Annotated in this window: 7 protein-coding genes and 2 pseudogenes; 3 read left to right on the top strand and 6 right to left on the bottom strand. The window is 55.9% G+C overall.

Annotated features, from left to right (window positions below; genetic code table 11):
- Window positions 1-105: 105 nt before the first annotated feature.
- The 3 genes and pseudogenes from C3451_RS24720 to C3451_RS24005 form a co-directional block, all read right to left on the bottom strand.
- Window positions 106-672, bottom strand: a complete 567-nt coding sequence (locus C3451_RS24720) for an MbeB family mobilization protein (protein WP_240034232.1) — start codon at window positions 670-672, stop codon at window positions 106-108.
- 34 nt (window positions 673-706) lie between these two features.
- Window positions 707-1,141, bottom strand: a pseudogene (locus tag C3451_RS24715) (relaxase/mobilization nuclease domain-containing protein); the annotation flags it as partial.
- 208 nt (window positions 1,142-1,349) lie between these two features.
- On the bottom strand, window positions 1,350-1,673 hold the full coding sequence (locus C3451_RS24005) for a MobC family plasmid mobilization relaxosome protein (protein ID WP_001555769.1): 324 nt from the start codon (window positions 1,671-1,673) through the stop codon (window positions 1,350-1,352).
- A gap of 638 nt (window positions 1,674-2,311) precedes the next feature.
- Between C3451_RS24005 and C3451_RS24785 the strand changes: the two genes are divergently transcribed.
- The gene (locus tag C3451_RS24785; RefSeq protein WP_032670878.1) at window positions 2,312-2,470 is read left to right on the top strand and encodes a hypothetical protein; all 159 of its coding nucleotides are present in this window, start codon (window positions 2,312-2,314) and stop codon (window positions 2,468-2,470) included.
- A 236-nt stretch (window positions 2,471-2,706) separates the two neighbouring features.
- Here C3451_RS24785 and C3451_RS23990 read toward each other — a convergent pair whose 3' ends face one another.
- On the bottom strand, window positions 2,707-2,976 hold the full coding sequence (locus tag C3451_RS23990; protein WP_079839079.1) for a hypothetical protein: 270 nt from the start codon (window positions 2,974-2,976) through the stop codon (window positions 2,707-2,709).
- A gap of 81 nt (window positions 2,977-3,057) precedes the next feature.
- On the opposite strand from C3451_RS23990, the gene C3451_RS23985 reads away from it, so the two are divergent.
- Together C3451_RS23985 and C3451_RS23980 are read left to right on the top strand one after the other, a co-directional pair.
- Window positions 3,058-3,291 carry a YgdI/YgdR family lipoprotein gene (locus C3451_RS23985; protein ID WP_001036746.1) on the top strand — a complete coding sequence of 78 codons (234 nt, stop codon included), beginning with the start codon at window positions 3,058-3,060 and terminating at the stop codon, window positions 3,289-3,291.
- Window positions 3,292-3,312: 21 nt separating this feature from the next.
- Entirely contained in the window at window positions 3,313-3,540 is a 228-nt protein-coding gene (locus C3451_RS23980; RefSeq protein ID WP_000719360.1) for a YgdI/YgdR family lipoprotein, read from the top strand.
- Between the two features lie 529 nt (window positions 3,541-4,069).
- On the opposite strand, the gene C3451_RS23975 is transcribed toward C3451_RS23980, so the two are convergent.
- Both C3451_RS23975 and C3451_RS24455 read right to left on the bottom strand, forming a co-directional pair.
- The gene (locus C3451_RS23975) at window positions 4,070-4,279 is read right to left on the bottom strand and encodes an MbeD family mobilization/exclusion protein (RefSeq protein WP_001632067.1); all 210 of its coding nucleotides are present in this window, start codon (window positions 4,277-4,279) and stop codon (window positions 4,070-4,072) included.
- 3 nt (window positions 4,280-4,282) lie between these two features.
- Window positions 4,283-4,479, bottom strand: a pseudogene (locus C3451_RS24455) (mobilization protein); the annotation flags it as partial.

Raw genomic sequence — 4,479 nt, 5'->3', positions numbered from 1 at the left:
TCTTCTGCTCCCGGATGGTCGTGTAATTGTCGAGTATCTGCTGCCCCTGCCACCATAGAATGCCCGCACTTGAGGCTATCAGCAGCACGGAGACCAGGACGATGGTCAGCCACGTCTGGCTGACCATCGTCCTGGTCTCCGTGCTGCTGATAGCCTCAAGTGCGGGCATTCTATGGTGGCAGGGGCAGCAGATACTCGACAATTACACGACCATCCGGGAGCAGAAGAGCACGCAGGCCATGCTGTCCGAGAGGAACAGCGGCGTCGTTCCTCTCCGCAGGTCGTGAGCTGCACGCCGCTGTTCCTCTCGGACAGCATGGCCTGCGTGCTCTTCTGCTCCCGGATGGTCGTGTAATTGTCGAGTATCTGCTGCCCCTGCCACCATAGAATGCCCGCACTTGAGGCTATCAGCAGCACGGAGACCAGGACGATGGTCAGCCACGTCTGGCTGACCATGCGCAGCATCCCTTTCGTACGCTGGCTCATGGCTGAGGACAGCATCCGGTCGTGGTCGTGGATGGCGGCGCTGATTCTCTTCTCGCTTTCGTTCAGTTCCGCTCTGACAGACTTCTCGTGCTCGCTGAATGCGGCTTTCAGCATCTCGCCGGTAGTCTGCTGCTGCACTTTCGATTTCTGCTCTAAGTCCTTCGCCAGCGTTAAAAGACTGTTCATAGATGGCTCCCTTCAGTCGGATGTTTCGCCCCCCGTCCGGGTCGGCAATGCTGATGCTGCTTTTTGTGGTGCGAACCACCTCAAAACCTGCGCTTTCCAGCGCCTCAGTGACGTCCTGACGCGTTTTCAGCTCCCCGGACGAGGCTAAGGCCAGTAAACCCCGCGTAATCGCCTGAGCGGCTTCCTGCTTCGTTTCCGGCAGCGCGGACGGCGTGACCAGTGCCCGCCGGTTTTCCGGCGCGTTCGGGTCGTGCAGCCCCAGACTGCCGTTCACGATGGTCTGCCAGGCATCAATGCGAGGACGGTCGGCGCGGTCATAGTATGGCTGGAGCCGTTTGCCGGTCAGCAGCTCCGTGTTCGGGATCAGGAAGTTCAGCTCCAGCCGCCCCTTGTCCCGGTGCTCAACCCACAGCACGCTGTACTGGTCTTTATCGAGTCCGGGCATCAGAACCCGCTCGAAGCTCGCCATCAGCGTTTCACGCTGCCCGGGCGGTAAGTCCTGTTCGGCAAAGGACAGCACCCCGGAGGTGTACTTTTTGGCGTAGGGCGAGGCGTCGATAAGCTCCCGGACTTCCTCCGGCTTCCCCTGAAGAACGCTGGCACCGTCGCGCTGGCGGTCTTTCCCCAGCAGATAATCAACCGGGCCGGCACCGCCTCCGCGTCCCCGGGGATGAAACTTAACGATCATCGTCAGCCCCCTTTTCCAGTACGGCATGCCGCAGCCGCTCGAGTCCGGCATCGATGGCCATCAGCGCGGCGACGACCTGCACGCGGTCGAGACCGCTACTGCCACCGGCGTTAACCTGGCGGGCAATCTGGTTGAGGTTGTTCCCCATGCCGGCAAGCTGACGAAGCAGCGCCGGCGAGATCGAGGGAAGTTTGCCGGCCCGGGCGGGCTTCTCGTCCAGGCACGTCTGCCGCATCCAGGCCGCGAGCTGTTTACCGTCGCAGCGTTCCAGCAGACGGCGGTGCTCATCTTCTGTTACCCACATCGTGAGCATTTTGCTGCGTTTGTCTGCCAATCCGGCCTCCTGATAACGCCGGGACGGGCGGGAAATCTTTTCCCGGTCGGCGCGGTGTTGGGCAAGCCGCAGGCGCGTCAGTGGCATTTAGCGGGTTTCGGGGCGCAGCCCTGAACCAGTCACGTAGCGCTAGCGGAGTGTATACTGGCTTACTATGGTGGCACGACGGGAATCGGGATGAAATAGTCAGTCATGAAAACTGTGAGATGAGGCTCAGGTGCGTAAGAGGCTGATGCCTGTCCCGGTGGATATTCCGCTTCCTCGCTCACTGACTCGCTACGCTCGGTCGTTCGGCTGCGGCGAGCGGTACGGACTCACGGATAAAGACGTGGCGGGGAAATACGTGAATGCAGGAGGGGAAGAAAGGATGCGCCGCTGCCGGTTTTCCATAGGCTCCGCCCCCCTGACAAGCATCACAGAATCTGACGCTCAAATCAGTGGTGGCGAAACCCGATGCGGCTTAAAGATACCAGGCGTTTCCCCCTGATGGCTCCCTCGTGCTCCCCCGCATTCCTGCCTTTCGGTTTACCGGTGTCATTCCGCTGTTATGGCCGCGGTTTCTCATTCCACGCCTGACACTCAGTTCCGCGAAGGCAGTTCGCTCCAGGATTGACTGTATGCACGAACCCCCCGTTCAGTCCGACTGCTGCGCCTTATCCGGTAACTATCGTCTTGAGTCCAACCCGGAAAGACACGAAAAATCGCTACTGGCAGCAGCCATTAGTAACTGGAGGTATACGAGAGACAAATTAAGAGGTCTTGAAGTATGGGCCTGAGAGAGGCTACACTGAAAGAACAGTTTTGGTTTCTGCGGTCTCGTATACCCAGTTACCTGGTTAAGCAGTTCCCCAACTGACTTAACCTTCGATCAAACCACCTCCCCAGGTGGTTTTTTCGTTTTCAGAGCAAGAGATTACGACTGTAACGACAGGATCACAAGAAGATCATTTACTCAGAGAGACTAACTACCACTATGTTTGCCTATCAACATACTTAGGAAACATTACTTGAGTTAACGACTCCACCTTACTTTTAGTATCTCGCAATGAATCTTCCGACCGCCGTTGTGTTGAAGTTCTATTGCGCCACCGGGGTATAAATCACTTTCGTTTAACTCAATTAAAAGCTCGTTCTTGTGAGCATCCTCTAAATAAAGGTAATAACACCCACCATAAAGGTTCTGCGTATCTGGCACGGCAACAAAAGATTTCTTTCCGAACAGTAAAACAGCCTCTTTTTCTCCATGCTCTGTCAGCAATAATCGAAATTCTTGTCCATTCAATCCTCTTTTCGCATGAAAAAACGACCTATACTTAGATGGTTAGTGACCATATCCACTTTACCTTTAAGCAGGGAACCTATTATGAATAAAAAAACGCTGTTGGCGGCCATGATGGTCGCGTTGGTGACCTTTGCCGCTGCTGGATGTTCTTCAAACCAAGAAATAAAAACCACAGATGATCGCACTATCGTTACAGACGGCAAACCCAAAGTTGACAGTGATACGGGATTAGTATCCTACAAAGATGCCCATACAGGCCGAACCGAACAGATCAACCGTGACAAAATTACCAACATGAGTGAACTAGACAACTGATACGGATAAAAGGAGCTGGCTTTGAAAAAGATTTTTGTTTCAGTGTTCGCAGCGGCAGTTGCGCTTTCAGCCCTAACCGGCTGCACGCGCACAAGCTATGCCATCCACACCAACGACGGGCGTACAATTGTCAGCGACGGCAAGCCTACAGAATCAGACTCAGGCCTGCTGGGCTATAAAGACGCAAATGGTGTCAAACAGCAGATCAATAAAGCCGACGTTAAAGAAGTCTCTGAAATTCCGCATTGAGGCATCGCTCTCTCCGAAAAGGGCCGCTAATGCGGCCCTTTTCTTTATCTGCCCCAACAACAGGCAAAAAAAGCCCCCGCTGGGGGCCAAATACCTGCAGTGGCTGGATAGTACTGCATTCCTGATGAAGGAGACGAATAAGTATGGGCCGGATTTTTGCGTCTGCAGGCTCGGTCGCCACAATTTTTCCGTACCCGCCAGGCATCATGCTTTTACCATAACATCCCTTGCCCGCACCTCTCCGGACGGGTTCAGCGCGAATGCGGCGTCAGTCCTGCAAAACCGACAGTAAACCACCCCGCAAACCGTGCATTCTGCGCCTGATAAATCTCACCCGACTGCATAGCCATGCAGCCGGGTGAATGGCACCGGGTTTCGGCGCAGATCCTCAATGAAAGCCCCGTTTTATCCGGTTATCACAGCGACGTACCGTCATACTCCTGCTGACGCTGCGATCGTTCCAGCTCCAGCGCTTTCTGGTGCTGCGCTGCGCGCTCCTGCTCCCGGTGTGCCTCGATGTCGTTCAGCCTTACGACAACCGGCGCAGCTGCTCGCTTAAACTCAGCACCTGCGTGCTCAAGTCCGTGACGCGCTCGCTCAGCGCTGCGTTCTCCCGTTGCATAAGACCACACATCGTCCGCCATTCCGCGAAGGCGCTCTCCCACTCGTCCAGCCTTTTCGAGTAGTCCTGCTGTAGCTGCTCTAATGCGCTCAGCAACTGTTTTTCCAGTTCCGTCATGTGCTATTTCCCCGCCAGTATCATCCAGCTCGAATCCTCTCCGAACCGTCCCGCGTCCGGGTTCACCCTCACGCAGCGGCGTCGTTCCTCTCCGCAGGTCGTGAGCTGCACGCCGCTGTTCCTCTCGGACAGCATGGCCTGCGTGCTCTTCTGCTCCCGGATGGTCGTGTAATTGTCGAGTATCTGCTGCCCCTGCCACC

This window comes from Enterobacter sp. 301B (assembly GCF_003850715.1).
Taxonomy (GTDB): Bacteria; Pseudomonadota; Gammaproteobacteria; order Enterobacterales; family Enterobacteriaceae; genus Enterobacter; species Enterobacter intestinihominis.
This window is presented reverse-complemented; position numbering and strand designations above follow the sequence as displayed.

Excerpts from the sequence above, each read along its gene's own strand:
- C3451_RS24720 (WP_240034232.1), bottom strand. The coding sequence starts at position 672 with ATGAACAGTCTTTTAACGCTGGCGAAGGACTTAGAGCAGAAATCGAAA.
- C3451_RS24005 (WP_001555769.1), bottom strand. The coding sequence starts at position 1,673 with ATGCTCACGATGTGGGTAACAGAAGATGAGCACCGCCGTCTGCTGGAA.
- C3451_RS24785 (WP_032670878.1), top strand. The coding sequence starts at position 2,312 with ATGCACGAACCCCCCGTTCAGTCCGACTGCTGCGCCTTATCCGGTAAC.
- C3451_RS23985 (WP_001036746.1), top strand. The coding sequence starts at position 3,058 with ATGAATAAAAAAACGCTGTTGGCGGCCATGATGGTCGCGTTGGTGACC.
- C3451_RS23975 (WP_001632067.1), bottom strand. The coding sequence starts at position 4,279 with ATGACGGAACTGGAAAAACAGTTGCTGAGCGCATTAGAGCAGCTACAG.